Source organism: Sulfurimonas sp. (assembly GCF_027056685.1).
In the GTDB taxonomy this organism is placed as follows: domain Bacteria; phylum Campylobacterota; class Campylobacteria; order Campylobacterales; family Sulfurimonadaceae; genus Sulfurimonas.
On sequence record NZ_JALUKE010000016.1, the window covers coordinates 1 to 1,649 of the forward strand.

The following is a 1,649-nucleotide window of genomic DNA, read 5'->3' on the forward strand; positions in this document are numbered from 1 at the left end:
AATTATTTCAATGTTTTATGGAATTATAATCTCAATGTATTATTTTGACAATAGAAAACATAAATTAGCTCATATACATGTCAAATATCAAGGAAAACAAGCTATTTTTACTATTCCAGAAGGAAAAATGCTTGAAGGTGATATGAAGACAAATAAAAGAAAACTAGTAGAAGCTTGGATTGAAATTCACTAAGATGAGTTAATGGCTGATTGGGAATTAGCCATTGCTGGTGAAGAGATTTTTAGAATTGAACCTTTGAAATAGGAGTGAATTATGACACCTAATATTATAGATGTAAAAGCACAAGACAATTATGAAATTTTGCTCTCTTTTGAAAATGGAGAAAAAAAAGTTTTTGACATGAAACCTTATATTGATAAAGTTTTTTTCAAACAATTACAAGATAAAACTTACTTTAAAACAGTTAAACCCTATTTTGACTCTATTCAATGGGCAAATGGTCAAGACTTATCTCCTGACACTCTGTACCTTGATAGCCGTTCTGCATAACAAAAACGAGCTTCGCCGTTGTAAGCCACTTGAAAAAGTCTTTTATTTGCACTACAGTTGTGTATACAAAAAATAAATTAAAAGTTTACTATTATGAAACAAGCAATTAATATTAGATTAGAAAAAGATGTTGTACAAACTCTTGATGAATATGCACAAGAACTTGATAGAACAAGAACAAGTCTTGTTGAAAAAGCAATAGAATTATACTTTGACAAACTAGATGAAATGATAGCAGACAAAAGAATTGATAATCTCAAAGCTGGGATAAATGTATAAAATTGCATTTGATAAAGATGCTGAGAAAGAATTTCTGAATTAGTTTTCGTCAAGCTATTCAAATGCTTAGTGGTAATATTAAAGAACTGTGTTACCTTTTAAAATAAATCAGCCGTAAGTACCTCTATTGTTATTTCAGTTGATTTTAGTTAGAATGATAGCATGTATAAATATCTCCTTCTATCGCTCTTATTCTCACACATGGTGCTTCTTCAAGCAGATGCTCTTATCTCTCCGATTCCTCTAAAAGTAAAGGTCAATGAAAAAAAAGCCGCTCTAGGAAAAAAGCTCTTTTTTGACACTCGTCTCTCCATTGACAACAGCGTAAGTTGTGCAACTTGTCATAACCTTAATGATGGAGGAGATGATAATCTTAGAGTCTCTTTTGGATATCATGGACTCACCGGAACAAGAAATTCACCTACTGTTTACAATGCCGTTTTTAACTTTAGACAATTTTGGGACGGAAGAGCGGCGACTTTACAAGACCAAGCCGCGGGACCAGTTGAGAATCCTGTTGAGATGGCAAACAGTTTTAAAAAGCTCATACCAAAACTCAATAAAACTGCTTATAAACAACAATTTGACACTATCTATAAAGATGGAATAACAAAAGCCAACATTACAAACGCAATAGCCGAGTATGAAAAAACGCTCATCACACCAAATGCACCTTTTGATCGCTACCTTAGAGGAGACAAGAAAGCAATCTCAAACGCAGCTAAAGAGGGTTACAGCCTCTTTAAAACAAAAGGTTGCATACTCTGTCATCAAGGTATGAACATCGGTGGTAATATGTACAATAAATTTGGTATTTACATTGATGCAAACGGCAGTGATTTAGGAAGATATGATGTAA

The 1,649-nt window shown here is 32.8% G+C and carries 4 protein-coding genes; all 4 read left to right on the forward strand.

Annotated features, from left to right (window positions below):
* Positions 1–193: DUF4160 domain-containing protein (locus MVY38_RS00720; RefSeq protein ID WP_297482343.1), on the forward strand; the 193-nt coding region annotated here is incomplete at its 5' end.
* Positions 194–274: 81 nt separating this feature from the next.
* On the forward strand, positions 275–511 hold the full coding sequence (locus MVY38_RS00725; protein ID WP_297482347.1) for a DUF2442 domain-containing protein: 237 nt from the start codon (positions 275–277) through the stop codon (positions 509–511).
* A gap of 93 nt (positions 512–604) precedes the next feature.
* Positions 605–790, forward strand: a complete 186-nt coding sequence (locus tag MVY38_RS00730; RefSeq protein ID WP_297482350.1) for a ribbon-helix-helix protein, CopG family — start codon at positions 605–607, stop codon at positions 788–790.
* 162 nt (positions 791–952) lie between these two features.
* The coding region (locus MVY38_RS00735) for a cytochrome-c peroxidase (RefSeq protein ID WP_297482353.1) at positions 953–1,649 on the forward strand (697 nt) is incomplete at its 3' end.